The organism is Paraburkholderia sp. MM5482-R2, assembly GCF_050436125.1.
GTDB classification, from domain to species: domain Bacteria; phylum Pseudomonadota; class Gammaproteobacteria; order Burkholderiales; family Burkholderiaceae; genus Paraburkholderia; species Paraburkholderia tuberum.
The window spans coordinates 539419-566048 of the sequence record NZ_JBNDLP010000004.1 but is presented as its reverse complement, the minus strand read 5'-3'; the positions used below and the strand labels follow the sequence as shown (position 1 = coordinate 566048).

The following is a 26630-nucleotide window of genomic DNA, read 5'->3' as shown; positions in this document are numbered from 1 at the left end:
AGCAACAAGGGCCGTTATATCGGCTACGCGATCGTGGTGGCCGGTGCGCGTGCTGATGTTCTCGCCGTTCTACTTCATGTTCGTGTTCGCGACGCACACGAGTTCCGAGATTTTCTCGATGCCGCCCCCGCTGTGGTTCGGCAGCGCGTTTCTCGACAACATGGCCTCGCTGATGCGGCACATTCCGTTCTGGCGCAATCTCGGCTGGAGCTTCTATACGGCCACGATGCAAACCGTGCTGACGCTGCTCGTCACGTCGATGGCCGGCTACGCGTTCGCGATGTACGAATTCCGCTTCAAGAAGACGCTGTTCGCGATCGCGCTGACCGCAATGCTGGTGCCGCCGTTCCTCGGCATGATTCCGACCTTCATGACGATGAACCTGCTCGGCTGGATCGATCAGCCGCGCGCGCTGTACGTACCTGGCGCGGCCGCCGCGCTCGGCGTGTTCCTGATGCGCCAGTACGTCGCGGCGGCGATTCCGTCCGAACTGATCGAGGCGGCGCGCATCGACGGCTGCGGTGAATTCCGCATCTACTGGAGCATCGTGATGCCGCTGCTCGGACCGGCGCTGGGTACGCTTGGACTGATCAGCTTCATTCAGGCGTGGAACAACTTTCTGTCGGCGCTCGTCGTGCTGCGTTCGCCGTCGATGTACACGCTGCCGCTCGCTCTGCGCATTCTGCAAAGTCCGACCAATTCGGATTGGGGCGCGGTGATGGCGGGCTCCGCGGTCGCGGTGCTGCCGTTGCTGGTGCTGTTTGCATTCACCTCGCGGCGTCTGATCGACGGTCTGACGACCGGCGCGGTCAAGGCTTGAGATTCTCTCTTTCATTTTTCACGCCCTAGCAGGCGTGACGATTCAGGACAACATCATCTATGTCGACGTATCGATTCAACGGAGACTTCGTCTGGGGCGTCGCCACCAGTTCCTACCAGATCGAAGGCGCAGCGCATGAGGACGGCCGCGGCCCGTCGATCTGGGACGCGTTCTGCAACGTGCCGGGCAAGGTCCTGAACGGCGAGAACGGCGATGTCGCATGCGATCACTATCACCTGGTCGAGGAAGACCTCGACCTGATGGCCGAACTCGGGGTCAAGGCTTATCGCTTTTCGATCGCCTGGCCGCGCGTGCAGCCGACTGGCCGCGGCGCATTCAACGACAAGGGCCTCGCGTTTTACGAGCGCCTCATCGACGGTTTGCTCGAGCGCGACATCCAGCCGTTCGCAACGCTGTATCACTGGGACCTGCCGTTGTCGCTGCAGCATACGCAAAACGGCTGGGAAAGCCGCGACACCGCTTATCGCTTCGCGGACTACGCGCGCAAGATCGGCAGCGTGCTCGGCGATCGCGTTGCATCGATCGCGACGCACAACGAACCGTGGTGCACCGCGTGGCTCGGCAACGCAACCGGCTATTTCGCGCCGGGCAACGCCGATCTGAAGAAGGCCGCGCATGTCGCGCACCATCTGCTGCTGTCGCACGGTCTCGCGTTGCAGGCACTACGCGCCGATGGCGTGAAGGCGCCGCTCGGCATCGTGCTGAACCAGTCGCCGGCGCATGGCGCGACGGATGCGCCCGACGATCAGGCCGCCGCGTCGCTCGAATACGCGAAGTTCGTGCGCTGGTACATGGACCCGTTGTTCAAGGGCGAGTATCCGGCCGAGGCGCTGGAATGGTATGGCGCGAACGGTCCGCAAGACGTGATCCGGAGCGGCGATTTCGACGTGATCGGCACGCCGATGGACTTCCTCGGCGTCAACTACTACACGCGGATCTTCGCGAGCGCATCGGGCGAGAAGCGTCCGCCGGGCGCGCTCGGCTTCACCGACATGGATTGGGAAGTCTATCCGCAAGGTCTCACCGAATTGCTGACGCGCATCAACGCCGACTACAAGTTGCCGCCGATCTACATCACCGAGAACGGCTGCGCGGCGAAAGACGTGCTCGATAACGGCCGCGTGCACGACGCCGAGCGCGTGCGCTTCTACGACCTGCATCTCGCCGCCTTGTCGGACGCGGTGAAACAGGGCGTCGACGTGGCGGGCTATTTCGCCTGGAGCCTGATGGACAACTTCGAATGGGCGTCGGGCTACGACAAGCGCTTCGGCATGGTCTACGTCGACTACGCGAGCCAGGAGCGCACGCTGAAGGACAGCGCGTTGTGGTATCGCGACGTGATCGCGCAACACGCCGGCGTCGCGGCCGTGCGCTGAGGCGCACGCCCGGCGACGGGCGCATCGAACCTCGCGTGGCGCGACAGTAGTGCGGCAGTGGGATAGCGTCACGCGGGGTCTGCAAGTACAAGGATCGAGGAGGAGGCATCAAATGGGCGAACTCGTATTGCGCAACGTCACGAAGACGTATGGCGAAGGACCGCAGGTGATCCAGGGCATCGACTTGCGCATCCCGGACGGCCAGTTCACGGTGTTCGTGGGACCGTCGGGCTGCGGCAAGTCGACGATGCTGCGCATGATCGCGGGGCTCGAGTCGGTGACGGGCGGCGACATTCTGATCGACGGCGTACGCGTCAACGATCTGCAGCCCACGGACCGCGGCATCTCGATGGTGTTCCAGAGCTACGCGCTCTACCCGCACATGACGGTCGCGGAAAACATGGGCTTTTCGCTGAAGCTGTCGGGCAAGTCGAAAAAGGAAGTGCGCGAGGCGGTGGGCCGTGCCGCCGAGATCCTGCAGATCACACATCTGCTGGAGCGCAAACCGAAGGCGCTGTCGGGCGGCCAGCGCCAGCGCGTCGCGATCGGACGGGCGATCGTGCGCAAGCCGCGCGTGTTCCTGTTCGACGAACCGCTGTCGAATCTCGATGCGGCGCTGCGCGTGCAGATGCGTATCGAACTCGCGAAGCTGCATCGCGAACTCGGCACGACGATGATCTACGTCACGCACGATCAGGTCGAGGCGATGACGCTGGGCCAGCAGATCGTCGTGTTCAACAAAGGCCGCATCGAGCAGACCGGCGCGCCGCTCGACCTGTATGAGCGGCCGTCGAACCGCTTCGTTGGCGGCTTCATCGGCTCGCCGCAGATGAACATGCTGGCCGCGACGCTGGTGTCGCGAAGCGATGCGCAAACCGTCGTGGCGCTCGCCGGCGCGAGCCAGCGCATCGTGCTGCCCGGCCGACTGGCGCAGCCGGTCAGTGGCGAGTTGACGCTCGGGGTGCGCGCCGAGCATCTGGGCATCGGCTCGCTCGACGAAGGTCTCGCCGCGCGTGTCGAACTGGTCGAGCATCTCGGCGACGTCTCGATCCTGCATGCTCGACTCGATGGCATGGCGCACGCGATTGCGCTGAAGCTCGACAAGAAGGACGCGGAGCACGCGGTCGGCGCGCGTGTCGGGATCAAGGTGGCGTCGTCGTCGGTCACGCTGTTCGATGCGAACGGCGCCGCGGTGAGCCTCGCGCGACCCGAAGTCGGCGAGGACGTCGGCGCGGTGGTTTGACAGGCCGATGTCGACGAGTGAGCAACGGTAAAGCCGCGCGAATCGTTGCATGCGTGGATCCTGCATTTCGATGCGGAGCCTTCATCAGGGCTCCCTGCATCGAACGACGAAGACTGACGCAAGCAGCGATGATGTTAGCCAGTTCGCATTAAATATTGCGCGGTACCTTCGACGCCTTGCATCGAGCTTTCTCCTTGCCGGGCTTGATTTAGCGGGTCCAGTCGAGGGGTCGGATAGTGGTTCGGAGCTTAGGTAAACTCCGCATGGCGGCCGCGAACATGCGCCATTAACATCCGCTAACGTTAAGGGTAACGTTCTGGCAAGTTTGCATCTATTCGAAGATCTATAACACGGGGCAAAACATTGCAAGCCAAGACGCGCCGCGCCGCTATCCGGCGCGACCCGGTATGGCAAGAGCGGTCTGTGTAAAACCAATTGATTAGGTGAAAGTGCAGCGGTTGCGCGCAGGAATTGGCGCGACCGTTGCAGGCTGTGTCGCGGTTACGGTAGTTGTCGCCGCGAGTTGGATTGGAGCTTGAGGGAGCTCCTGGCGGTAGGCTAGGAAGCAACGACTGAGAGCAAGGTTGATAAAGAATGTCGGGCACGCATCGCGGGTGTTCGCCTGCGGGCGCACCGGCCCGATACAAAAAATACCGTTGGATTTTTGCTGGGTGGAGAGCGTCATGGAAAAGCGAGTATCTAAAGCCATTTTCAAGTCCCGGGCCTGCGAGCTGTTCCGTCAGGTCGAGGCATTGGGCGAAACCGTGGTCGTCACCGACCGCGGGCAACCCACCATCGAAATCCGGCCGTATCGCAGCAAGCAGGAAAATCCGCTCGAGCTGCTGCGCGCGTCGATTACGCATTTCAACCTGAAGCACGCGTTGCAGCCTGTCACTGCCGAGCAGGACGAGTAATGATCACGCTCGACACGCTTGCGCTCGTGTGCTGGCTCGGCAGGCAGAAAGCGCTGAGCCAGGCCGCGCACGATGCGATCGATCGGGAGCTCGCCGGCGGCGAGATCCTGATTTCGGCAATCAGTGCGTTCGAAATCGCGGAGTTCGTGAAGGTCGGCAGTCTCGGACTGTCGATGGACGCGCGCAGCTGGATGTCGACGTTTCTGTCGCTCGACGGCGTGCGGATGATTCCGGTCGACACCGAGATCGCGTTTCGCGCGGCCACGCTACCGCCCACGCTCGCCTTGCATCAACGCCTGATCGTCGCGACCGCGCGCACGCATGGCGGCGCGCTCGTGACTTCGGATGCGAAAGTGCGCGCGTCGACTTACGTCGAAACGATCTGGTGACGGACGCGGCGCTGCCTGGTGCGGACGGGGCCGGTGGAATCGCGCACCACCAGTTCCGCCGGCAGCGTGATGCGCTGCGAAGCGGCGTCGATCCCGGCGATCTGCGCGAGCAGCGTGTTGACCGCCGAGCGCGCCATTTGCTGGAACGGTTGGCGGATCGTGGTGAGCGCCGGGTGAAACTGCTCGGACATCGGGATGTCGTCGAAGCCGATCACCGAGATGTCGTCCGGCACGCGCAGTCCCGCTTCGCGGATGGCGGCGATCACGCCGAACGCGCTCTGGTCGTTGGCCGTGAAGATCGCGGTGGGCGGCTCGGCGAGGTTCAGCAGGTCGAACGTGACGTCGAACGCCATCATTTGCGAGAGGTCGCCCGCGGCGACCAGCGCGTCTTCGCGCGGCAGGCCGAGGCGAGCCAGCGTGTCGTGATAGCCGCGTTGCCGGTCGCGCACGCCTTCGATCGTTTCGTCGCCGGCCAGAAACGCGATGCGCTTGTGACCGAGCTCGGCGAGGTGCTCGACCGCGAGACAGGCGCCGCCGTAGTTGTCGACCGACACCGACGGGAAGCCCGTCAGCGTGCCGCGCTGATCAACGACGACGACCGGTACCTTCGCGGTGGCGAGCGCCTCGAGGCACAGCGACTCGCGCGGAAGAATGGCGAGGATACCGTCGGAGAATTGCTGGATGAGCCCAAGCAGGTCGTGATGCGTATGACGATCTTCGTCGAACACCGTGTAGACCAGCATCTCGCAGCCCGCGCCACGCGCCGCGCGGCCCGCGCCGAGAATCAGTTCGCTGGAGAATTGCGTGTCGAGTGTCGGCGTGATGATGCCGATGATGCCGTTGCGGCCGCCCGACAGTTTCTGCGCGGTGCGGTTGACGACGTAACCGATGTCCGACGCGATTCTCAGGACTTCGTCGCGGGTTTCGCGCGACACGCCGGGACGGCCGTTGAGAGCGCGCGACGCGGTCATCTGGGACACCCCGGCAAGCTTGGCAACGTGCTCAAGCGTTGGGGTCTGTCTTGCCATGCGGGTCGAAGGTGTGCGAGAGGTCATTGGATGGGTCGACTCGCTAATCGCGTTAGCGATACCGTTTATGTAGTCGTTATTCTAGCAGAACCCTTTATATTTCAGCTTTCCCGCAATCGGTCCATCTTATCCGGCCGTTGCGTCGCAGCCCGCCGGGACCAGGTAAAATCCCGCATAGCCTTACTTCACGCATCGACCTAACATTCACTAACGTTAAGGCTAACGTTAATGTTTCGGTGATTTCTTATAAATCCAGAAGAGGGGACACACCCATGGCGTACCCGGCTTTGTTTAAAGCGCGGTCCATCATCGGCGCGACGGCGCTGCTGTTTTCGTTGTCTGCAGTTGTTTCGAACGCCGTAGCGGCGGACTCCAAGACGATCACGGTATGGGACCAGCAGACCAATGCGTCGTCGAGCAAGATCATTCGCGACGCGTCGGATCGATTCGAAAAGGCGGTTCCGGGCTACAAGGTCGAGAATTCGCACGTCCTGAACGAGGCGTACAAGACTAAGCTGAAGGTCGCTTTCGGCGCGAACCAGCCGCCGTGCGTGTTCGAGAACTGGGGCGGCGGCGGGCTGCACGAGTACGTGAAATCCGGCCAGATCGCCGACCTCACGCCGTACCTGGAGAAGGATCCGGCGTACCGCAGCCGCTTCATGCAAGCGTCGTGGAATGTCACGACGTTCGACGGCAAGACCTACGGTGTTGCCGCCGAAAACGCGGCGGCCGCGGTGATCTTCTACAACAAGGAAGTCTTCAAGAAGTACGGCATCACGCCGCCGAAGACGTGGGATGAACTGATGCACGTCGTTGAAGTGCTGAAGTCGCACAACGTTGCAGCGTTCTCGCTCGCGAACAAGAACAAGTGGACCGGTTCGATGTACTACATGTACCTCGTCGACCGTATCGGCGGTCCGCAAGTCGTGAAGGACGCGATCGAAGGCAAGGGCAAGGGCTTCGAAGATCCGGCGTTCGTCGAAGCCGGCAAGCGCATTCAGGAACTCGTGAAGGCTGGCGCGTTCGCACCGGGCATCAACGGTCTCGATTACGACTCGGGCGCCTCGCGCCGCCTGCTGTACACGGGCAAGGCCGCCATGGAGCTGATGGGCGCCTGGGAAGCTTCGACGATCGCGAACGAAAATCCGACGTTCTCGAAGGATCTCGACTTCTTCGCGTTCCCGAGCGTGCCGGGTGGCAAGGGTGATCCGCGCGACCTGATCGGCACGGTCGGCGACGGCTTCCTCAGCATCTCGACCGAGTGCAAGACGCCGGACGCAGCGTTCAAGCTGATCCAGGCACTGACCGACGAGCAGGCGATGCAGGCTCGCGCGTCGGATGACCACAAGCTCCCGCCGGTCAATAACGTCAAGATCGACGATCCGTTCACGCAGCGTCTGCAGCAAATGCTTGCCGCCGCTCCGAGCGTGCAGCTCTGGTACGACCAGGCACTGCCGCCGGCCCTCGGTGAATTGCACAAGGACACGACGCAAGCACTGTTCGGTCTGTCGCTGACGCCTGAGGCTGCTGCGCAGCAAATGGAAGCCGCTTCGAAGAAGGGCGGCTGATCTCCAGTCTTAAAGAAAAGTCCGACCGGCACCGCGAGGTGCCGGTCGGCATACAAGCCCGTGAATATCGCACTTTCCGCTACACCCGAACGCCGGCTGAGATTTTCATCGCAAACGCTCGTCACGGTTGTGTTTCTTGCGCCGTCGCTGCTGCTGCTGGCCGTGTTCCTGCTTTATCCGCTCGTCTCCAGCCTGCGGCTGTCGCTGCTCGACTGGAACGGCCTCGGCAACACTGCCCGTTATATCGGGCTCGCGAACTGGGCGCGGCTCGTGCACGACATGGTGTTCTGGCAATCGCTGAAGAACAACGTGATTCTTGCTGTCGCGTCGATCGTCGTCCAGCTTCCGATCGCGCTCGCGCTCGCCGTGCTGCTGGAGAAGGCCGGTCGTGGCTCGCGCTTGCTCAAGGTTCTCTATTTCCTGCCGCTGCTGATGTCGAGCGTGGCGATCGGTGTGCTGTTCAAGCAAATCTACGATCCGAATTTCGGTCCGATCAACGTCGCGCTGCAGGCATTCGGGCTTGATGGCCTCGCGAAGGACTGGCTGGGCGATCCGCATTTTTCGCTGGCTGCGACCATCGCCGTGATCATCTGGCAGAACGCGCCTTTCTACATGATTCTGTTTCTCGCCGGCCTCTCGTCGATGCCGGCCGAGGTCAACGAGGCTGCGCTCCTCGACGGCGCATCCGAGTGGACCATTTTCTGGCGCATCAAGCTGCCGCACCTGCAAGGCACGGTGCGCACCGCTGTGCTGCTGTCGGTGCTCGGGTCGCTGCGTTACTTCGATCTCGTCTTCGTCATGACCGGTGGCGGCCCCGAAGGCTCGTCCGAGGTGATGGCCACCTACATGTATCGCACGGTGTTCAGTTCGTTTCAACTCGGCTACGGCAGCACCATCGGCTCGGCGATGTTCCTTATCGTCATCACGGTGGCGGCGGTGTCGATGTACTTCACCCGCCGTTATGCAACCGAGGTCTGAACCATGAACAAGAAACTACGCTTCCCCCGCGTGGGGGTTCCGCTGCTGGCACTGATCTGGCTGGCCGTCACGACGATTCCGTTTCTCTTCATGGTCGCATCGAGCTTCAAGAGCCAGGAAGAGACCTTCGCGACGTCAGTGTGGGCGCCGCCGAGCCACCTGTATTGGGGTAACTACGCGGCTGTGCTGCAGGGGCCGTTTTTCACTTATTTTCGTAACAGCGTGTTCACGGTGGGCGTGTCGGTGCTGCTGATCGTCATCATCAGTGCGATGGCGGCCTACGTGTTTGCGCGCTTGCGCTTCTCGCTGAACAAGACGCTGTTCGGTCTGGTGGTCGCCGGCATGATCGTGCCGCTGCATGCGACGCTCGTGCCGATCTATCTGCTCACGCGCAACCTCGGCCTTTACGACACCGCGTTCGCGCTGCTCGGCCCTTATGTTGCCCTCAGTCTGCCGGTGTCGATCTTCATCCTGACCGAGTTCATGCGCCAGATTCCGCGCGAGCTCGAAGAAGCGGCGCAGCTCGACGGCTGCAGTCCGTTCCGCATCTTCTGGCGTATTTTCTTCCCGCTTTCGGCACCGGGGCTCGCCACCGTGACGATCTTCAACGGCATTGGTCTGTGGAACGAGTTCATCTTCGCGTACATGCTCACTTCGACGGCCGAGCACCGTACGCTGCCGCTCGCGATTTGGGACTTCATGGGGCAATACGCGTCGAACATACCCTCGATGCTGTCTGTCCTCGTTCTCACGTCGTTGCCGCTGATCGTTGCCTACGCGTTCGGTCAGGAGCGCGTGATCAAGGGGATGATGGCCGGCTCGCTCAAGGGCTGATCCGCATCGCACCTCACCTCGAATCGTGTGGGCCAAAGTGGCCCGCACACCGAACTTCGCATAAACGATATGGCAAGCATCTCTCTCACTAACATACAGAAGTCCTATACGAGCGGTAACTCGGTGATCCGCGACGCCAACCTCGAAGTCGGCAGGGACGAATTCTGCGTGTTCCTCGGGCCGTCGGGCTGCGGCAAGTCTACGCTGCTGCGCATGATCGCCGGTCTCGAATCGATCACCGACGGCGAACTGCGCATCGACGGTCAACTGATGAACAACGTCGAACCCGCGAAGCGCCAGGTCGCGATGGTGTTCCAGAACTACGCGCTCTATCCGCATATGAGCGTGTACGAGAACATGGCATTCGGCCTGCGTCAGGCGAAGGTCGATAAGGCCACCATCGACAAGAAGGTGCGCAGCGCCGCTGCCGCGCTGCAACTCGACAGCTACCTCGAACGCCGCCCCGCTGCGCTGTCCGGCGGCCAGCGCCAGCGCGTGGCGATCGGGCGCGCCATCGTGCGCGAGCCGGGCGTGTTCCTGTTCGACGAGCCGCTGTCGAATCTCGACGCCGCGCTGCGCGTGCAGACGCGCACCGAAATCGCCCGTTTGCATCGCGAGTTCAACCGCGCGAGCGCGGTGTACGTCACGCACGACCAGATCGAAGCGATGGCGCTCGCCGACAAGATCGTGCTGCTGCACGCCGGCGCGGACATGGAAAAGCACGGCAGCATCGCGCAGATCGGCGCGCCGCTCGATCTGTACCACCGGCCGAAGAGCCGCTTCGTCGCTGGCTTCATCGGTTCGCCGAAGATGAACTTCATGCCGGCCACGGTGCTCGCGGTCGACGACAAGGGCATTCAGGTCGAGCTGACCACGGGCGAGCGCGTGCGCGCCGAGGTCGACGGCCGCAGGCAACGCGTCGGTTCGCAGGTCACGCTCGGCATCCGGCCGGAGCATCTTGCCCTGCCGTCGGCGCAGGCCGGCGTGCAGACAATCCGCTGCGCCGTGCGCCTGGTCGAACGGATGGGCGAGCACAGCTACGTGCATGTGGACGGTGGCGTGCGCGACGGCAACACGATGATCGCCAAGCTGCCCGGCGACGGTGGCGTGACGCACGACGAACGCGTCGAACTGGCGTTCGCACCGCGCACGTGCCACGTGTTCGACGACAAGGATTTCGCGCTGCCGCGTCTGCACTGATCCGCTTGCGATCGCGCTGCTTGCACGACGCGAGCAAGCGCGGTCCCATTGCATCGCGTCGCCAGGAGCAACGAACGACCCGTAGTCGATCAAACACGGCGAATTCGAGTCGCGGCTGCGTTCGATCGATTAGCAGGACTACGAAGTCTGGAAAGGTATCTGAAATAGAAGGGATGGCATCCGGGCTGAAGCAACGCCATGCCGCACGCTTGTCAGAAACAACGGATTTGTCGGCGCTTCATGCGCTTCGTACACCACGATAAAAAAAGGAGTTTTCGATGTTGCTTCGCCAAAGTGAGGTCCCGCTCTACCGCAATCCAGCCGCAGCCGTGGAAGAGCGCGTGGCCGATCTGCTCGCGCGCATGACACTCGACGAAAAGATTGCACAGCTTCACGCCGCGTGGCTGAAGCTGTCGGCCGATGGCAATCACAAGGCGCGTAGCATCGATTTCGCACAGAGCGCCAACCAGATCACGGTCGACGAGATCCTGCAGCACGGCCTCGGCCAGATCACGCGTCCGCTCGGCACGCATACGGTCGATCCGAAAGAAGGCGTACGCGCGCTCAACGAGCTGCAGCGCAAGATGGTCGAAGACACGCGCCTCGGCATTCCGGTGATGTCACACGAGGAATGCCTCGTCGGGCTCATGATCAAGGACGCGACGCTGTTCCCGTCGCCGTTGAACTATGCGGCGACGTGGAATCCGCGACTGGTCGGCGAAGTGGGCACGATCATCGGCGAGCAGGCACGCTCGATCGGCTGTCATCAGGGGCTCGCGCCGGTGCTCGACGTGTCGCGCGACCCGCGGTGGGGCCGCACCGAGGAGACGCTCGGCGAAGACCCGTATCTGGTTGGCGTGCTCGCGTGTCATTACGTGAAGGGCCTGCAGGGCGAACAGCGCGATCTGCTCGCGACGCTCAAGCATTTCGTCGGTCATTCGGCGAGCGAAGGCGGCCGCAATCATGCGCCGGTGCATGTCGGTCCGCGTGAGCTCAACGACGTGTTCATGCTGCCTTTCGAAATGGCCGTGAAGCTCGCGAACGCGGGCTCGGTGATGCCCGCCTATCACGACGTCGACGGCGTACCCTGTCATGGCGATCGCGCGCTGCTGCACGACACGCTGCGAGAGAAATGGGGCTTCGACGGTCTCGTCGTCGCCGATTACGCGGGCGTCGACCTGCTGTTCAGCCATCATGCGGTGGCGCGCGACAGCGCGTCGGCCGCGGCCCTCGCGTTCAACTCCGGCCTCGACGTCGAGCTGCCGGGTCACGAGTGCGCGGTGCATCTGAAGGAAGCGCTCGAGCGCAACGAGATCAGCGAAGCGACGATCGACACCGCCGTCTCGCGCGTGCTGCGCGTGAAATTCCAGCTCGGCCTGTTCGAGAATCCGTACGTCGATCCCGAACGCGTCGACGTGAAAAGCGCGACCGCGGGCGATACCGCATATCAGGTTGCGCTCGAATCGGCGGTGCTGCTGCGCAATCAAGGCGACGTGCTGCCGCTCGACGCGCACGGCCCGGACAAGATCGCGGTGATCGGCCCGACCGCCGACGATCCGCTCGCGCTGCTCGCCGGCTACAGCTTCCCGGTGCACCTGATCAACAGCGGCGAGCAGTCCACTGCTTCGATCGCGACGCCGCTGCGTTCGCTGCGTGCGTTGCTCGGCGACGAGCGCGTAATTCACGCGCAGGGTTGCGACATCATCAAGGAGCGCCGCGCGGGCGCGCCGGTGTTCCCGGGCGACGTGTCGCTCGATCTGACCGGCGACGCGCATTGCGACGAGCTGATCAGCAAGGACACCGACGGCATCGCGGCCGCGGTCGAGGCCGCGCGGCAAGCGGGCGTCGCGCTGGTGTTCGTCGGCGATCTGGCGGGCCTGTTCCAGTCCGGCACGGTCGGCGAAGGGTCCGATACCGACAGCCTCGACCTGCCGGGTGTGCAGCAGGCGTTGCTGCAGGCGGTGGTCGATAGCGGCACGCCGACGGTCGTCGTGATGACGGGCGGCCGTCCGTACAATCTCGGCGGCCTCGAAGAGCGCATCGCCGCGCAGATCATGGCGTTCGCGCCGGGCGAGCGCGGCGCCGAGGCGCTGGCCGATCTGCTGGTGGGCCGCGCCAATTTCAGCGGCCGTCTGCCGCTGTCGGTGCCGAAGAGCGCGGGCGCCGTGCCGTACGTGTATAACCATCGTCTGAAGAGCGCGGGAACGCCGATTGCATACCATTTCGGCTGCCGCTATCCGTTCGGTTTCGGTATCGGCTATACGCAGTTCCGTTACGGCGATCTCGCGCTCGCGCACAGCGAAGTGCCGATCGAAAGCGGTACGATCGAGTTGAGCTTCACGGTCGACAACATCGGCGCGCGCGACGGCACCGAGATCGTGCAGATCTACGTGCGCGACCGGCACGCGTCGGTCGCGCGGCCGGTCCGCGAGCTGAAGGCGTTTGCGCGCGTGCCGCTCGCGGCCGGTGCGTCGGCGCGTGTGCGCGTGAAACTGCCGGTGGACATGCTGAACTTCACCGACGCGTGCGGCGAGCGTATCGTCGAGCCTGGTGACTTCGATCTGCTGGTCGGCAGCTCGAGCCGCGACATTCATCTGAGCGGCACGGTCGCCGTCGCGGGCTCCGCGACGAGAACGCTCGAACGCAACTGGCGCATGCTGAGCGAGGTCGAGATCGTGGCCTGAGCGGCGGGTCAGGGCGGCGAGCGCCGTCCTCTATGTGGTCCTACTCGTAACAAGTGGAAAATCTGATGTCGTACGCAACCTATCCAAGTCTGTCGGACAAAACCATCGTCGTGACCGGCGGCGGCGGCGGGATCGGCGCCGCGATCGTCGAGGCCTTCGCGCAGCAAGGCGCGCGCGTGTTCTTCCTCGACGTCGCCGAGCACGATTCGCTCGCGCTGCAGGAAACGCTTCGCCACGCGAAGCATCCGCCGCTGTTTCGCCGCTGCGACCTGAAAAATGTCGACGCGATCGAAAACACGTTCGCCGACATCGTCCATGCGGTGGGCCCGATCGACGTGCTCGTCAACAACGCCGGCAACGACGACCGGCACGAAATCGGTGAGCTCACCGCGAGCTACTGGGACGACCGTATCGCGGTGAATCTGCGCCACCAGTTCTTCTGCGCGCAGGCCGCCGCGAACGGTATGCGTCGCGCGGGGCGCGGCGTGATCCTGAATCTGGGCTCGGTGTCGTGGCATGTCGCGCTGCCGAACCTTGCGATCTATATGACCGCCAAGGCCGGCATCGAAGGGCTCACGCGTGGTCTCGCGCGTGATCTCGGCAGCGCGGGCATCCGCGTGAATTGCATCATCCCCGGGGCGGTGAAGACGCCGCGGCAGATGCAACTGTGGCAATCGGCTGAGAGCGAAGCGAAGGTCGTCGCGAGTCAATGTCTGCAACTGCGCATCGAGCCCGAGCACGTCGCGCGTATGGCGCTGTTCCTCGCGTCCGACGACGCGTCACGCTGCTCCGGCCGCGATTACTTCGTCGACGCAGGGTGGTACGGAGAATGAGCATGCCGGTCCCAGTGTGCGTATGGGCGGTCGGCGCCGAACTGGCCGAAGGGCCGCTATGGCAGGCCGCCGAAAACGCGGTGTATTTCGTCGATATCAAGGGGCGCCGGATTCATCGGCTGTCCGTCGCGACCGGCGAGCAGCAGACGTGGCAGGCGCCCGACCAGCCCGGTTTTCTGGCGCCGCTCGCGGACGGCACGTTCGTATGTGGGCTGCCATCCGGCTTGCATTGCTTCGATCCGGCGAGCGGCGAGTTCAGCAAGCTCGCCGAGGTCGAACCGCATCTGCCGGGCAACCGCCTCAACGACGGTTTCGTCGATGCACGGGGACGCCTGTGGTTCGGCTCGATGGACGATGCGGAAGAGGCGCCGAGCGGCACGCTGTATCGCGTGAACGAGCAAGGCGCGGCAATCGCGCAGGACGACGACTACGTGATCACGAACGGCCCGGCGATGAGCCCGGACGGCCGCACGCTGTATCACAACGACACGATGCGGCGCGTGGTTTATGCCTTCGACGTCGCCGCGGACGGCACGCTGTCGGGCAAGCGCATCTTCGCCGCCATCTCCGGCGACGGCCATCCCGACGGCATGGCAGTCGATGCCGACGGCTTCGTGTGGATCGCGCTGTTCGGCGGCTGGCGGATCGAGCGTTACTCGCCGGCGGGCGAGCTGGTCGATCAGGTGCCGTTGCCGTGCGCGAACGTGACGAAGCTCGCGTTCGGCGGCGACGATCTGCAAACCGTCTATGTGTCCACCGCATGGAAGGGACTGACGGCGGTCGAGCGCCAGCATCAACCGCAGGCGGGCGGGCTGTTCTCGTTCCGCGCGCCGGCGGCGGGGCAGGCTCAGGCGCGCTGCACGGTGGGCTTCGAGCGCTAGACGACAAAAACACAGCGACAGGACAAGCCGCAAAACGCAACCCTGACGTTGCCTGGTCGCTCCGCAAGGAGCGGCCCGCTATCATGTGCGTTCCATGACTTTCGCGCATTCGCCCCGATACCTATCATGACGTCCAGGCCGCCAGTCCCGCCCCGCATGTCCGATGTTGCCGAACGCGCGGGCGTCTCGAAGATGACCGTGTCGCGCGTGCTCGCCGGCCGCAACGTGTCGCAGGCGACTCGCGAACGCGTGCAGAAGGTCATCGACGAACTCGGCTACGTCGCCGATGCGGCGGCAGGCGCGCTGTCGTCGGGACGCTCGGCGTTCGTCGCGGTGCTGGTGCCGTCGCTGTCCAGCTCGAACTTCTCCGACACCGTGCGCGGACTGAATGCCGCGCTGGGCCCGCACGGTCTGCAACTGCTGCTCGGCGACACGGACTACCGTCTGGAACAGGAAGAACTGCTGGTGCGCTCGATGCTGCGTCACCAGCCGCGCTGCGTCGCGTTGACGGGCGGCCGGCACACCGAGGCGACGCGCATGCTGTTGCAGCGCGCCGGCATTCCGGTCGTCGAAATGTGGGATCTGCCCAGCGATCCAATCGATACGGTCGTCGGCTTTTCGAACTCGGCGGCGGCGCGCGCGATGGTCCGGCATCTGCACGAGCGCGGTTATCGGCGGATCGGCTTCATCGCGGGTGCCAGCGAGCGCGACCGGCGCGGGCACGACCGGATGCGCGGCTACGTCGCCGAAATCAAGGCGCTCGGCCTCGGCGAGCCGCGCGTGATCCGGCTCGGCGACTCGCCGATCACGATGAGCCACGGCGCACCGGCGATCGGCGCATTGCTCGACGCGTGGCCCGATACCGAGGCCGTGATGTGCGTGAGCGACATGTCGGCGTTCGGCGCGATCATGGAGTGTCACCGGCGCGGGCTGTCGGTGCCGGGCGACATCGCGGTCGCCGGGTTCGGCAACTTCGAGGTGTCGTGGTGCTGTCAGCCGAGCATCACGACGGTGTCGGTCGACGCGTACGGCATCGGCCTGCGCGCTGGCGAAACGCTGCTCGCGGCGCTCGCCGGTCGCGAAGCGGGTGAGGTGCAGCGCAGGAAAGCGGTGAAGATCGATTTCACGGTGATTGCACGCGATAGCGCGTAGATGGCGCACTAGCACTCCCCTTAATTAAACAGATCAGGGATATCCCTCGGTTGTCCGGCTGGTAAGCCGGGCGTAACATCCACAGCTAGAAATGTTACCGGTAACTTAACTGGCGGTGCCAAATCGCACGAACCGCGAGGCAACGGCATTTCCGACCAAAAATACGCTGATGGAGATACGAATGACCGCTGTACCGCCCGCCATCGTCGCGCCCGCCGCGCGCGTCGACGAGTTCGAGGAAAGGACCTATCGCAAGGTCGTGCGCCGGCTGCTGCCGGTACTGTTGCTGTGCTATGTGGTTGCGTATCTGGATCGCGTGAACGTCGGCTTCGCGAAGCTGCAGATGCTCGACGATCTCGGCCTGTCCGACACGATGTACGCGATCGGCGCGAGCGTGTTCTTCTGGGGCTATTTCATCTTCGAAGTGCCCAGCAACGTGTTCCTGCATCGCTACGGCGCGCGCTTCTGGATCGCGCGGATCATGTTCACGTGGGGGCTCGTGTCGATGGCGCTCGCGTTCGTCGCGCCGCTCGCGCGCGTCGCGCACGTCGAAACCGCGACGATGTTCTACATCCTGCGCTTTCTGCTCGGGCTCTGCGAGGCCGGCTTCTTCCCCGGCGTGATTCTGTACCTGAACTTCTGGTTTCCGTCGCAGCGCCAAAGTCGCGTGATGTCAGGCTTTCTGATCGCAATGCCGGTCAGCCTGATGCTCGGCGGCATCGTGTCGGGCTGGCTGATGGACCATACGGCCGGCCTGCTCGGCTATCAGGGCTGGCAATGGATGCTGCTGATCGAAGGCGTGCCGTCGCTCCTGACCGCGTTCGTGGTGTACTTCTCGCTCGACGACGGCATTGACCGCGCGCGCTGGCTCACGCCGCAGGAGAAGAGCCTGCTCGCGGCGAATCTGCAGCGCGAAAGCGCGCACAAGACAGCGCGCTTCGGCTCGGCGGTGCGCGATCCGCGCGTCTGGCTGCTGGTCGCGATTTTGCTCACGTTCAATACCGGCTTCTACGGCCTCGCGTTCTGGCTGCCGTCGATCATCAAGGCGACCGGCGTGCAGGATCCGCTGCATATCGGCCTGTTGACCGCGATTCCGTACGGCGTGGCCATCATTGCGACGCTCGCGAACGCCGCGCATTCGAAGAAAACCGGCGAGCGGCGCCTGCATGCGGCGATTCCCGCGCTGATCGGCGGAATCGGTCTGATCATGAGCGCGGCTTTGGCGCATCATGTGGTGTGGGCGATCACGTTTCTGACGATCGCCACCGCCGGCATCCTTGCGCTGATGCCGATTTACTGGACGTTCCCGGGACAGCTGCTGTCGGGCGCCGCCGCGGCGGCCGGCATCGCGATGATCAACGCGATCGGCAATCTGTCCGGCTTTACCGGTTCGATGATCACCGCCGTGGCGAAAGATTTGACCGGCGACATCAACAACGGCACTTACGCACTCGGTGCGTGTCTGCTGGTCAGTTGCGTGCTGATCCTGCTCGTGCCGCGCACGATGCTGACGCGGGCCGCCTCGAATGAAGGCAGCGGCCCCGGCCGCGAGACAGCGCGGGCACAGAAACACGCAGAGCACGCATAAGAAACCCTTACCCAGACAGAGAGACAAGCATCATGTCAGTATCCACCCCGCGCCGGCTGCGCAGCCAGGAATGGTTCGACGATCCCTCGCATGCGGATATGACGGCACTGTACGTCGAGCGTTTCATGAACTACGGTCTGACGCGCGAAGAGCTGCAGTCGGGCCGGCCGATCATCGGCATCGCGCAGACCGGCAGCGATCTCGCGCCGTGCAACCGGCATCACATCGAGCTCGCGGCGCGCACGAAGGCCGGTATTCGCGACGCGGGGGGCATTCCGATGGAGTTTCCGGTGCATCCGCTCGCCGAGCAGAGCCGCCGGCCGACCGCCGCGCTCGATCGCAATCTCGCGTATCTGGGCCTCGTCGAAATCCTGCACGGCTTCCCGCTCGACGGCGTCGTGCTGACCACCGGCTGCGACAAGACCACGCCCGCGTGCCTGATGGCGGCGGCCACCGTCGATATGCCGGCGATCGTGCTGTCCGGCGGCCCCATGCTCGACGGCTGGCACGACGGCAAGCGCGTCGGGTCAGGCACCGTGATCTGGCATGCACGCAATCTGCTGGCGGCCGGCGAGATCGACTACGAAGGCTTCATGGAGCTGACTACCGCGTCGTCGCCGTCGATCGGTCACTGCAACACGATGGGCACCGCGCTGTCGATGAACAGCCTCGCCGAAGCGCTCGGCATGTCGCTGCCCGGCTGCGCGAGCATTCCGGCCGCTTACCGCGAGCGCGGCCAGATGGCCTACGCGACCGGCAAGCGCATCGTCGACCTCGTGCGCGAGGACCTGCGGCCGTCGAAGATCATGACGAAAAAAGCGTTCGAAAACGCGATCGTCGTCGCATCGGCGCTCGGCGCGTCGACCAACTGCCCGCCGCATCTGATCGCGATTGCGCGGCACATGGGCGTCGAGCTGAGTCTCGAAGACTGGCAGCGCGTCGGCGAGCAGGTGCCGCTGATCGTCAACTGCATGCCCGCCGGCGAATATCTCGGCGAGAGCTTCCATCGCGCGGGCGGCGTACCGGCCGTGATGCGCGAGCTCGCGAAAGGCGGCCTCGTGCACGAGGATTGCCTGACCGTGTCGGGCCGCACGATGGGCGAAATCGCGGCCGCCGCACCCGCGCCGGATCGCGAGGTCATCAAGACGACCGACGATCCGCTGAAGCACGGCGCGGGCTTCATGGTGCTGTCCGGCAACTTCTTCGACAGCGCGATCATGAAGATGTCGGTGGTCGGCGATGCGTTCCGCAAGACCTACCTGAGCGAGCCAGGCGCAGAAAACAGCTTCGAAGCGCGCGCCATCGTGTTCGACGGCCCCGAGGATTATCACGCGCGCATCAACGACCCGTCGCTTGAAATCGACGAGCATTGCATCCTCGTGATTCGCGGCACGGGTACGGTCGGCTATCCGGGCAGCGCCGAGGTCGTCAACATGGCGCCGCCGGCGGCGCTCGTGCGCCAGGGCATCACGTCGCTGCCGACGCTCGGCGACGGCCGTCAGAGCGGCACGTCGGCGAGCCCGTCGATTCTGAACATGTCGCCGGAAGCGGCGGTGGGCGGCGGCCTTGCGCTGTTGCGCACGAACGACCGCATCCGCGTCGATCTGAACTCGCGTAGCGTCAAAGTGCTGGTCGACGAAGCAGAACTCGCGCGACGTCGCGAAACCGTGCACTTCGAGATTCCGCCCGCGCAAACGCCGTGGCAGGAGCTGTATCGCAAGACGGTCGGCCAGCTTTCGACCGGCGGCTGCCTCGAACCGGCGACGCTGTATCTGAAGGTGATTGCCGAGCGCGGCAACCCACGGCATTCGCATTGACCCGCGGGTGACAAGGCCGGGCTTCGCACGCAACGCGACGCCCGGCCTTGCCCGTTTTCCCACTTATCCGAAAGAGCCCATCCCATGTCCGCAATTTCCCCCTCCAGCTTTCTTCCCGGCGATCTGAACGACGCACTGCTGATCGGCCGCGTGTGGCGCAAGACCGAGCAACATGAAGGACCGTGCGTGGTCGTCGTGCGCGGCGGCGAGGTGTTCGACATCACCGCGGTCGTGCCGACTACCGCCGACCTGTTCGAGCGCGACGATGCCGCGCAATTTGCGCGCAGCGCGCCGGGCGTGCCGCTCGGGCCGGTCGCGCAGCTGATCGAGGCGAACCTGCCGGGCGCGAGCGCGCCGGCCGTGCGCGTGCTCGCGCCGTGCGACGTGCAGGCGATCAAGGCCTGCGGCGTCACGTTCGCGGTGAGCCTGATCGAGCGCGTGATCGAGGAGCAGGCCGGCGGCGATCCGGCGAAGGCGAAGGAAGTGCGCGAGACGATCGCGTCGACGATCGGCACCGATCTGTCGAAGATCAAGCCGGGATCGGAAGCGGCGATGAAGCTGAAGGCCGAGCTCGAGCGTCGCGATGCGTGGTCGCAATACATGGAAGTCGGCATCGGTCCGGACGCCGAAGTATTTTCGAAATCGCAGCCGATGTCGGCTGTCGGCTTCGGCGCGGACGTCGGTCTGCTCGCCGCGTCGGTGTGGAACAACCCGGAGCCGGAGATCGTGCTCGCGGTGAATAGCCGCGGCGGCATCGTCGGCGCGACGCTCGGCAACGACGTGAACCTGCGCGACATCGAAGGCCGCTCGGCGCTGTTGCTCGGCAAGTGTAAGGACAACAACGGCTCGTGCGCGATCGGCCCATTCGTGCGGCTGTTCGACGACACCTTCTCGCTCGACTCGGTGCGCGCCGCAAGCGTGTCGCTGCGCGTCGAAGGCGCCGACGACGACTTCGTGCTCGACGGCGTGAGCCACATGAGCGAGATCAGCCGCGACCCGGCCGACCTCGTCGCGCAGACCTGCGGCCGCCACCACCAGTACCCGGACGGCTTCATGCTGTTCCTCGGCACGATGTTCTCGCCGATCAAGGACCGCGACGCGCCCGGCGGCGGCTTCACCCACCACCTCGGCGATCGCGTGACGATTTCGACGCCGCAGCTCGGCGCGCTGACCAACACGGTGCGCCTGTCCACCGAAATCGAGCCGTGGACGTTCGGCGTGCGCGCGCTCTATCGCAATCTCGCGGCCCGTGGCCTGCTCGTTGCTGAATAACCGGATTGTCGCTGCAATTTTCGAAAGGAGGATCAGGACATGAGTCAGTTCGCAAACTACATCGACGGACAGTGGGTCGACGGCGCGAGCGTGTCGCGCAACGTCAATCCGTCGAATCTCGACGACGTGATCGGCGAATTCGCGCAAGCCGACGCCGAGCAGACGCATCGCGCGATCAGCGCCGCGCGCAAGGCCTTCGCGCAGTGGTCGTTGTCCACGCCGCAGCAGCGCTTCGACGTGCTCGACCAGGCGGGCAGCGCGATCCTCGCGCGCAAGGCGGAACTCGGCAAGGTGCTCGCGCGTGAAGAGGGCAAGACGCTGCCCGAGGCGATCGGCGAAGTGGGCCGCGCCGGGCAGATCTTCAAGTTCTTCGCGGGCGAAGCGCTGCGCGTCGGCGGCGAAGTGATGCCGTCGGTGCGGCCGGGCATGACGGTCGAAATGACGCGTGAGCCGGTCGGCGTGGTCGGCCTGATTACGCCGTGGAATTTTCCGATTGCGATTCCGGCGTGGAAGATCGCGCCGGCGCTTGCCTACGGCAACACGGTCGTGATCAAGCCGGCCGATCTGGTGCCGGGCAGCACGTGGGAGCTGGTCAAGATCATCGCCGAGGCGGGCGCGCCGGCGGGTGTGATCAATCTCGTGATGGGGCGCGGTTCGGTGGTTGGCGAGGCGCTCGTGTCGTCGCCGGATGTCGATGCGATCAGCTTCACCGGTTCCGTTTCGACGGGCCGCGCGATCGGCGCGAAGTGCTTCGATTCGGGCAAGAAATTCCAGCTGGAAATGGGCGGCAAGAACCCGATGGTCGTGCTCGACGACGCTGATCTCAATGTCGCGATCGAAGCGTGCATCAACGGCGCGTTCTATTCGACGGGCCAGCGTTGCACGGCATCGAGCCGGCTGATCGTGACCGCGGGGATCTATGACCGCTTCATCGACGGCATGAAGGCGCGCATGCGCGCGCTGAAGGTCGGCGATGCGCTCGCGGACGGCACGCACATCGGCCCGGTCGTCGACGACAAGCAGTTGGCACAGGACGAGCGCTATCTGGCGATCGCGCGCGACGAGGGCGGCACGGTGTTCGGCGGCGAGCGCGTCGAAGGCTCGACGCGCGGCTATTTCCTCGCGCCGGCGCTGGTCACGGAGACGACCCCGGCTATGCGCATCAACCGTGAAGAGGTATTCGGGCCGGTGGCGTCGGTCATCAAGGTCAAGGACTACCAGGAAGCGCTCGCGGTTGCCAACGGCACCGAGTTCGGGTTGTCGGCCGGCATCTGCACGACATCGCTGAAGTACGCGAGTCATTTCCGCCGCCATGTGCAGGCCGGCATGGTGATGGTCAACACCGCGACGGCGGGGGTCGATTATCACGTGCCGTTTGGCGGGCGGAAGGGGTCGAGCTACGGTCCGCGCGAGCAGGGTGCCTACGCCCGCGAGTTCTATACGTCGGTGAAGACCGCGTATATCAACCCGGGCGCGGTCTGACGCAGAACTAACAGAGCTCCCCAAAACGGAACTGGCCCGCCATCGCATTCAATCGCGATGGCGGGCCAGTAGGGGAAGCTGCGAGAGCGCTAAGCCGAGCGCTCCGGCAGGTACAGCTACATCAACAGCAACTTGCCAACCTGCAACGCCTTACTGCGCTGCGTGACCTTGCTGCGACGAACCGCTGGTCACGCCGCCGACCGCGGCGTTTTGCGCCGCGACGCGGGCTTCGGCAGCCTGAATGTTCGACGGATATTCGTTCGGGTTCGAACGTGCCGGGTTGTAGCCGGCTTTTTCGATCTGAGCCAGCTCTTCACGGACTTGCGCGCGGGTCAGCGGCTGGTTCGATTGAGCGAAAACGGCAACCGGAGCAGCGAGGGTAGCGGCGATAAAGACAGCTTGAACGAGCGATTTCATTTTTACTACCTCCAGATTTTGTCTTGTTAGGCTGCGAAACCATTTGTTTGCAGCAGTGATGACAGTCTAGGGGGAGCGGAAAGTAGGGTAAATACCTAATTTCTGAACTCACTGTTTCCGAAACCAAAACAATAATGAGACAGCAAGGCCGTCGAGCGTCGATTTGCGAAGCGATCCGCGACAGTTGGCGCGCATGAGTCAGCCGGCTGATAGGGCCTGGATGAGCAGCAAGCCCGCGCCGGCGACGGCTATGGCGCCGCTCGCCCAGGCGACGAGTGCGCCGTCTGGCGCAAGTCGCTCGGCCGTAATGGCGGCCGTCACGGCGGCCATCAGGCGCAAATCCGTCATGCCGACGACCAGCAGAATTGCCGTGAGACCCCCGCAGCAACCGGCGCAATCGATGCCGATGCGCAGACCGTATCTCCATGCGCTCGGCGCATCGGCGGGAAGGCTGGGTGTCGTGCGGCTGCAGGCGAGGCGGCGGGCTTTCCATGTGCTGAACTGCAACGCGCCCGCGAGCAATACGACCACGCTGACCGCCAGCGGCATCGAACGCGCGAGCGCTGGCCACCGCAACTCGAGCGCCGCGAGCGACGCGCCCAGTGCGAACACGGCCACGCCGAGCACCGTCCATACGACCGCATACGCGCCACTCACGAGCATCGTCAGCAGGGCCAGTCGCTGCGCACTTGCGCGCGAGCCGATCGCGTCGCGATAGCGCAGCAGCGTCGGCATCAACGACGGCAGCATCATCGCCGCCATCATCACGATCCACATGCCGATGAACGATGCCGCGGCGCGGGCCCACGTGCGCCCGCAGGTCGGCATCCACAGCGTCGACATCGACCAGCCGCCGGGCATCGGCAACGCGCCCATCGCGGACATCGACGCGCCGTGGGCCAATGTCGCCGCGACGCTCGCGCCGAACACCAGTGCGCAGACGCCGACGAACACGCGCTGCCCGCTCGTGCAGACAGCGCGCACGAGCGGGCTCATGACCGCTCGTACTCGTCGTGACGGCGCCACCAGATGCCCGTCTCGTTGCGCCCCTTCGGCGCGCGATCGAGCCACTGGTACATGCCCCACAGCGCATCGACACCGCGCGCGTAAGTCGAGTACGTGTGATAGACGACGCCGTCTTCGAGCACGAACGCGCTCATGCCTGGCCGGTCGCGCGAATAGGTGGCCGCGTCGGTGCCGCAGGTCGCCGCGAACTGCGCGACCGGTTCGGGCGCGGGACTCACGTCCATCGCGTGACTGTTGCGCGCGTAGTTGTACTCGATATCGCCATCGCGCTGCTGTGTCTCGGTGAACGAGACGTTGAAGTCGAAATTGAAATCGCCGCCGGCCGACGACGCCCATGGAAACGTCCAGCCCATGCGCTGCTTGTACGTCTGCAGCTTGTCGAGCGGCGCGCGCGACACCGCCGTCAGCATCACGTCGTGATGCGCGAGATGCACAGCGAAGCCGGCGAAGCCGTCCGCGATCGACGAGCATGACGGGCAGCCCGCCTTGTAGTCGGGGCCGAACATGAAGTGGTAGACGAGCAGCTGCGAACGTCCTTTGAACAGATCGGCGAGCGACGCGCTGCCTTGGTCGGTATCGAAGCGGTAGGCCTTGTCGACCCTGACCCACGGCAGCGCCTGGCGTTGCCGCGCGAGCTCGTCGCCTTGTCGCGTGTGGGCTTTTTCCGCGTCGAGCAGCGCGCGTCGCGCGGCGAGCCACTGTTCGCGTGTTCCGATCGGATGCGTAGTCATCGTGGGTACCTCCGTGAGTCGTGCCGCGCCGCGCGAACCCTTGCCCGACGGCGTCGGTGACGGTTGATGGTCGTGCTAGATTAGGGCCGGGCATCGATCGGGTGGGAGTGACAAGTGTGGCGGGATTCACTTGATGCATTGACGTGCTACGCGCGGACTCGCACGCCGTGGACGCGCTGATTTCGGCGGCGGCGCGCGCGCTCGCGGCCGGCGATCCACTTGGCGCGCTCGACCACGTCGCGTTACGCGACGACGCGCCGGCGCTCGCGCTGCGCGGCATCGCGATGGCGCAGCTCGGCGATTTCGGCCGCGCAAAGGCGCTGGTGCGCGACGCCGCGCGCGCGTTCGGCGCGCAGCATGCGGTGGCGCGCGCGAGATGCGTGGTCGCCGAAGCGGAGATCGCGCTGGCGTCGCGCGATCTCGCGTGGCCCGCCAAAACACTCGACGCCGCGACCGCCACGCTCGACGCGTACGGCGATCGCGTCAATGCCGCGCATGCGCGGTATCTCGCGGCGCGGCGTCTGCTGCTGATCGGCCGTCTCGACGAAGCGGAGCGCAAGCTTGCCGCGCTCGATCCCCGGCCGTTTCCGCCCGCACTGCGTGCCGCGCATGAACTGGTGGTCGCGGGAGTCGCGCTGCGGCGTTTGCGCAGCGGCGCCGCCCGTGCCGCGCTGGCGCGGGCCGGACGCGCGGCACGCGAGGCCGGCATTCCGGCGTTGATCGCGGAAGTCGAAAGCGCGTCGGTGGCACTGGGCAAACCGGCGGCGCGCATGATCGCGCATGGCGAAGAAGAACCGATCCTGCTCGATGAAGTCGAGAAGCTGTTGACCTCGAATCGCGCTGGCGGCGCGTTGATCGTCGACGCTTGCCGCTACGCGATCCGCGATGCGAACGCGGCGGTTGCGCTCGCGAGCCGACCGGTGCTGTTTGCGCTCGCCCGCATGCTCGGCGAGGCATGGCCCAATGACGTGCCGCGCGACGCGCTCGTCGCACGGGCGTTCCGCGCCAAACGCGCCGACGAATCGCACCGCGCGCGGCTGCGCGTCGAGATCGGCCGGCTGCGCACGGCGCTCGGCACGCTCGCGAGCGTCAGCGCGACGACGCGCGGCTTCGCGCTCGCGCCGCGTCACGCTCGCGAGGTCGTCGTGCTGGCGCCGCCGGTCGAAGGCGAGCATGCGGCGCTGCTCGCGTTTCTGTCGGATGGCCAAGCGTGGTCGAGTTCCGCGCTTGCCCTCGTGCTCGGCGCGAGTCAGCGCACCGTGCAGCGCTCACTCGACTCGCTCGCCGCGGCCGGCAAGGTGCAGCCAGTGGGCGAGGGGCGCGCGCGCCGCTGGATGACGCCGCCCCTGGCCGGATTCGCGACGGCTTTGTTACTCCCTTCCCCGTTCCCTTCATGATTAGGATGGCCACCATGAACCGCTCTGCCGCCAGAATCGTCCGTGAATATGGGCCCTTTACGGGCGTCGATAAAGTGCATGGCGTCACCTACGACGGCCGACAGGTGTGGATCGCGACCGGCGAACGGCTCGACGCGTTCGATCCGGCGAGCGGCGAGACGCTGCGCTCGATCGCGGTGTCCGCCGACGCGGGCACGGCCTTCGACGGCGAACACCTGTTCCAGATCGCGCACGGCCGCATCCAGAAGATCGACCCGCAGAGCGGCCGCGTGCTGTCGACGATCGCGGCGCCCGGCGACGGCGGCCAGTCGGGGCTGACATGGGCCGAAGGTTCGCTATGGGTCGGTCAGTATCCCGAACGAAAAATCTATCAGGTCGATCCGGACACTGGCGCGGTGCTGCGCACGATCGAATCGAATCGCTTCGTGACCGGGATCACGTGGGTCGACGGCGAGCTATGGCATGGCACGTGGGAAGGTGACGAGAGCGAGCTGCGGCATCTCGATCCGCGTAGCGGCGAGGTGCTCGAGCGCGTCGAGATGCCGGCCGGCGCGGGCATTTCCGGACTCGAATCGAACGGCGCGGATCTGTTCTTCTGCGGAGGCGGCGGCAGCGGGCTCGTTCGCGCCGTGCAGCGTCCCTTGCGAGAGAGCGACTCGCAATTGCCGGTCGATTCGACGAGCGAGTGATTCGTCATGCAAGCAGCGCGTCCTCGTTATCCGGCGCTGGTATTTGGCTTACTTGTACTCGCCGATAACGTAAGTCATCGTTGGTAAACGAAGTATTCCATTGCGTTACTCTTATCGCGAGACTACTCCCCATACGCGGGCCGCCTGCAGCGACTTCTAGCAGGCCGTGGCAAAGCACTCAGCCACCGCCGGATAGCGGTCAGGTCATCTCGCTTCTTCAGCCTCGCCCACCAGTGCTCGCATCAGACCCACCGACGCGGCGCATGCGCCACCACCCGGTACTCGAAAGT

At 64.8% G+C, this 26630-nt stretch carries 23 protein-coding genes; 19 read left to right on the top strand and 4 right to left on the bottom strand.

What is annotated here, in order from left to right:
- Positions 1-43: 43 nt before the first annotated feature.
- The 5 genes from OKW37_RS38660 to OKW37_RS38640 all read left to right on the top strand — a co-directional run bounded on the left by OKW37_RS38660 (position 44) and on the right by OKW37_RS38640 (position 4763).
- A complete protein-coding gene (locus OKW37_RS38660; protein WP_429510111.1) occupies positions 44-820 on the top strand; it encodes a carbohydrate ABC transporter permease in 777 nt (258 codons plus the stop codon).
- 59 nt (positions 821-879) lie between these two features.
- On the top strand, positions 880-2217 hold the full coding sequence (locus OKW37_RS38655) for a GH1 family beta-glucosidase (RefSeq protein ID WP_429402102.1): 1338 nt from the start codon (positions 880-882) through the stop codon (positions 2215-2217).
- Positions 2218-2329: 112 nt separating this feature from the next.
- Entirely contained in the window at positions 2330-3460 is a 1131-nt protein-coding gene (locus tag OKW37_RS38650) for an ABC transporter ATP-binding protein (protein ID WP_429402104.1), read from the top strand.
- 584 nt (positions 3461-4044) lie between these two features.
- Positions 4045-4374: a type II toxin-antitoxin system Phd/YefM family antitoxin gene (locus OKW37_RS38645; RefSeq protein WP_409259442.1), complete on the top strand. Its 330-nt coding sequence runs from the start codon at positions 4045-4047 to the stop codon at positions 4372-4374.
- A complete protein-coding gene (locus OKW37_RS38640; protein ID WP_090810623.1) occupies positions 4374-4763 on the top strand; it encodes a type II toxin-antitoxin system VapC family toxin in 390 nt (129 codons plus the stop codon). The genes OKW37_RS38645 and OKW37_RS38640 overlap by 1 nt, the downstream gene beginning before the upstream one ends.
- On the opposite strand, the gene OKW37_RS38635 is transcribed toward OKW37_RS38640, so the two are convergent.
- The gene (locus tag OKW37_RS38635; RefSeq protein WP_026226194.1) at positions 4742-5791 is read right to left on the bottom strand and encodes a LacI family DNA-binding transcriptional regulator; all 1050 of its coding nucleotides are present in this window, start codon (positions 5789-5791) and stop codon (positions 4742-4744) included. The two genes, OKW37_RS38640 and OKW37_RS38635, sit on opposite strands and share 22 nt — an antisense overlap.
- 272 nt (positions 5792-6063) lie before the next feature.
- Between OKW37_RS38635 and OKW37_RS38630 the strand changes: the two genes are divergently transcribed.
- The 12 genes from OKW37_RS38630 to OKW37_RS38575 all read left to right on the top strand — a co-directional run bounded on the left by OKW37_RS38630 (position 6064) and on the right by OKW37_RS38575 (position 22080).
- Positions 6064-7359, top strand: a complete 1296-nt coding sequence (locus tag OKW37_RS38630; RefSeq protein WP_429402107.1) for an extracellular solute-binding protein — start codon at positions 6064-6066, stop codon at positions 7357-7359.
- Positions 7360-7419: 60 nt separating this feature from the next.
- Entirely contained in the window at positions 7420-8337 is a 918-nt protein-coding gene (locus tag OKW37_RS38625) for a carbohydrate ABC transporter permease (protein ID WP_429402109.1), read from the top strand.
- A 3-nt stretch (positions 8338-8340) separates the two neighbouring features.
- A complete protein-coding gene (locus tag OKW37_RS38620) occupies positions 8341-9171 on the top strand; it encodes a carbohydrate ABC transporter permease (RefSeq protein ID WP_184023548.1) in 831 nt (276 codons plus the stop codon).
- Between the two features lie 69 nt (positions 9172-9240).
- Positions 9241-10371, top strand: coding sequence for an ABC transporter ATP-binding protein (locus OKW37_RS38615; protein WP_429402111.1), 1131 nt, complete (start codon positions 9241-9243; stop codon positions 10369-10371).
- 278 nt (positions 10372-10649) lie between these two features.
- Positions 10650-13055 carry a glycoside hydrolase family 3 N-terminal domain-containing protein gene (locus OKW37_RS38610; RefSeq protein ID WP_429402113.1) on the top strand — a complete coding sequence of 802 codons (2406 nt, stop codon included), beginning with the start codon at positions 10650-10652 and terminating at the stop codon, positions 13053-13055.
- A gap of 65 nt (positions 13056-13120) precedes the next feature.
- Positions 13121-13888, top strand: a complete 768-nt coding sequence (locus OKW37_RS38605) for an SDR family NAD(P)-dependent oxidoreductase (protein ID WP_429402115.1) — start codon at positions 13121-13123, stop codon at positions 13886-13888.
- The gene (locus OKW37_RS38600; protein WP_090810614.1) at positions 13885-14769 is read left to right on the top strand and encodes an SMP-30/gluconolactonase/LRE family protein; all 885 of its coding nucleotides are present in this window, start codon (positions 13885-13887) and stop codon (positions 14767-14769) included. The genes OKW37_RS38605 and OKW37_RS38600 overlap by 4 nt, the downstream gene beginning before the upstream one ends.
- Positions 14770-14925: 156 nt before the next feature.
- Positions 14926-15921, top strand: coding sequence for a LacI family DNA-binding transcriptional regulator (locus OKW37_RS38595; RefSeq protein WP_429402118.1), 996 nt, complete (start codon positions 14926-14928; stop codon positions 15919-15921).
- Between the two features lie 181 nt (positions 15922-16102).
- Positions 16103-17509, top strand: coding sequence for an MFS transporter (locus tag OKW37_RS38590; protein ID WP_184059190.1), 1407 nt, complete (start codon positions 16103-16105; stop codon positions 17507-17509).
- A gap of 32 nt (positions 17510-17541) precedes the next feature.
- Positions 17542-19326, top strand: coding sequence for an IlvD/Edd family dehydratase (locus OKW37_RS38585; protein WP_429402120.1), 1785 nt, complete (start codon positions 17542-17544; stop codon positions 19324-19326).
- A gap of 84 nt (positions 19327-19410) precedes the next feature.
- Positions 19411-20598: a fumarylacetoacetate hydrolase family protein gene (locus tag OKW37_RS38580; protein WP_429402122.1), complete on the top strand. Its 1188-nt coding sequence runs from the start codon at positions 19411-19413 to the stop codon at positions 20596-20598.
- Positions 20599-20637: 39 nt separating this feature from the next.
- Complete coding sequence (locus OKW37_RS38575) at positions 20638-22080, top strand: aldehyde dehydrogenase family protein (protein ID WP_090810605.1); 1443 nt, start codon at positions 20638-20640, stop codon at positions 22078-22080.
- Between the two features lie 150 nt (positions 22081-22230).
- Here OKW37_RS38575 and OKW37_RS38570 read toward each other — a convergent pair whose 3' ends face one another.
- The 3 genes from OKW37_RS38570 to OKW37_RS38560 form a co-directional block, all read right to left on the bottom strand.
- Positions 22231-22497 (bottom strand): DUF4148 domain-containing protein, encoded by a 267-nt coding sequence (locus tag OKW37_RS38570; protein WP_429402124.1) that lies wholly within the window; start codon positions 22495-22497, stop codon positions 22231-22233.
- Positions 22498-22695: 198 nt separating this feature from the next.
- On the bottom strand, positions 22696-23493 hold the full coding sequence (locus tag OKW37_RS38565; RefSeq protein ID WP_429402126.1) for a DUF2182 domain-containing protein: 798 nt from the start codon (positions 23491-23493) through the stop codon (positions 22696-22698).
- A complete protein-coding gene (locus OKW37_RS38560) occupies positions 23490-24254 on the bottom strand; it encodes a DUF899 domain-containing protein (RefSeq protein ID WP_429354807.1) in 765 nt (254 codons plus the stop codon). Before OKW37_RS38560 ends, OKW37_RS38565 begins: the two co-directional genes overlap by 4 nt.
- A 167-nt stretch (positions 24255-24421) precedes the next feature.
- On the opposite strand from OKW37_RS38560, the gene OKW37_RS38555 reads away from it, so the two are divergent.
- Positions 24422-25651 carry a helix-turn-helix domain-containing protein gene (locus tag OKW37_RS38555; protein WP_429510109.1) on the top strand — a complete coding sequence of 410 codons (1230 nt, stop codon included), beginning with the start codon at positions 24422-24424 and terminating at the stop codon, positions 25649-25651.
- 14 nt (positions 25652-25665) lie between these two features.
- Complete coding sequence (locus OKW37_RS38550; protein WP_429402128.1) at positions 25666-26340, top strand: glutamine cyclotransferase; 675 nt, start codon at positions 25666-25668, stop codon at positions 26338-26340.
- The last annotated feature ends 290 nt before the right edge of the window (positions 26341-26630 follow it).

Coding starts and splice junctions, on each gene's coding strand:
- OKW37_RS38655 (WP_429402102.1), top strand. CDS start 880: ATGTCGACGTATCGATTCAACGGAGACTTCGTCTGGGGCGTCGCCACC.
- OKW37_RS38650 (WP_429402104.1), top strand. CDS start 2,330: ATGGGCGAACTCGTATTGCGCAACGTCACGAAGACGTATGGCGAAGGA.
- OKW37_RS38640 (WP_090810623.1), top strand. CDS start 4,374: ATGATCACGCTCGACACGCTTGCGCTCGTGTGCTGGCTCGGCAGGCAG.
- OKW37_RS38635 (WP_026226194.1), bottom strand. CDS start 5,791: ATGGCAAGACAGACCCCAACGCTTGAGCACGTTGCCAAGCTTGCCGGG.
- OKW37_RS38630 (WP_429402107.1), top strand. CDS start 6,064: ATGGCGTACCCGGCTTTGTTTAAAGCGCGGTCCATCATCGGCGCGACG.
- OKW37_RS38620 (WP_184023548.1), top strand. CDS start 8,341: ATGAACAAGAAACTACGCTTCCCCCGCGTGGGGGTTCCGCTGCTGGCA.
- OKW37_RS38615 (WP_429402111.1), top strand. CDS start 9,241: ATGGCAAGCATCTCTCTCACTAACATACAGAAGTCCTATACGAGCGGT.
- OKW37_RS38610 (WP_429402113.1), top strand. CDS start 10,650: ATGTTGCTTCGCCAAAGTGAGGTCCCGCTCTACCGCAATCCAGCCGCA.
- OKW37_RS38605 (WP_429402115.1), top strand. CDS start 13,121: ATGTCGTACGCAACCTATCCAAGTCTGTCGGACAAAACCATCGTCGTG.
- OKW37_RS38600 (WP_090810614.1), top strand. CDS start 13,885: ATGAGCATGCCGGTCCCAGTGTGCGTATGGGCGGTCGGCGCCGAACTG.
- OKW37_RS38595 (WP_429402118.1), top strand. CDS start 14,926: ATGTCCGATGTTGCCGAACGCGCGGGCGTCTCGAAGATGACCGTGTCG.
- OKW37_RS38590 (WP_184059190.1), top strand. CDS start 16,103: ATGACCGCTGTACCGCCCGCCATCGTCGCGCCCGCCGCGCGCGTCGAC.
- OKW37_RS38585 (WP_429402120.1), top strand. CDS start 17,542: ATGTCAGTATCCACCCCGCGCCGGCTGCGCAGCCAGGAATGGTTCGAC.
- OKW37_RS38580 (WP_429402122.1), top strand. CDS start 19,411: ATGTCCGCAATTTCCCCCTCCAGCTTTCTTCCCGGCGATCTGAACGAC.
- OKW37_RS38575 (WP_090810605.1), top strand. CDS start 20,638: ATGAGTCAGTTCGCAAACTACATCGACGGACAGTGGGTCGACGGCGCG.
- OKW37_RS38570 (WP_429402124.1), bottom strand. CDS start 22,497: ATGAAATCGCTCGTTCAAGCTGTCTTTATCGCCGCTACCCTCGCTGCT.
- OKW37_RS38565 (WP_429402126.1), bottom strand. CDS start 23,493: ATGAGCCCGCTCGTGCGCGCTGTCTGCACGAGCGGGCAGCGCGTGTTC.
- OKW37_RS38560 (WP_429354807.1), bottom strand. CDS start 24,254: ATGACTACGCATCCGATCGGAACACGCGAACAGTGGCTCGCCGCGCGA.
- OKW37_RS38550 (WP_429402128.1), top strand. CDS start 25,666: ATGAACCGCTCTGCCGCCAGAATCGTCCGTGAATATGGGCCCTTTACG.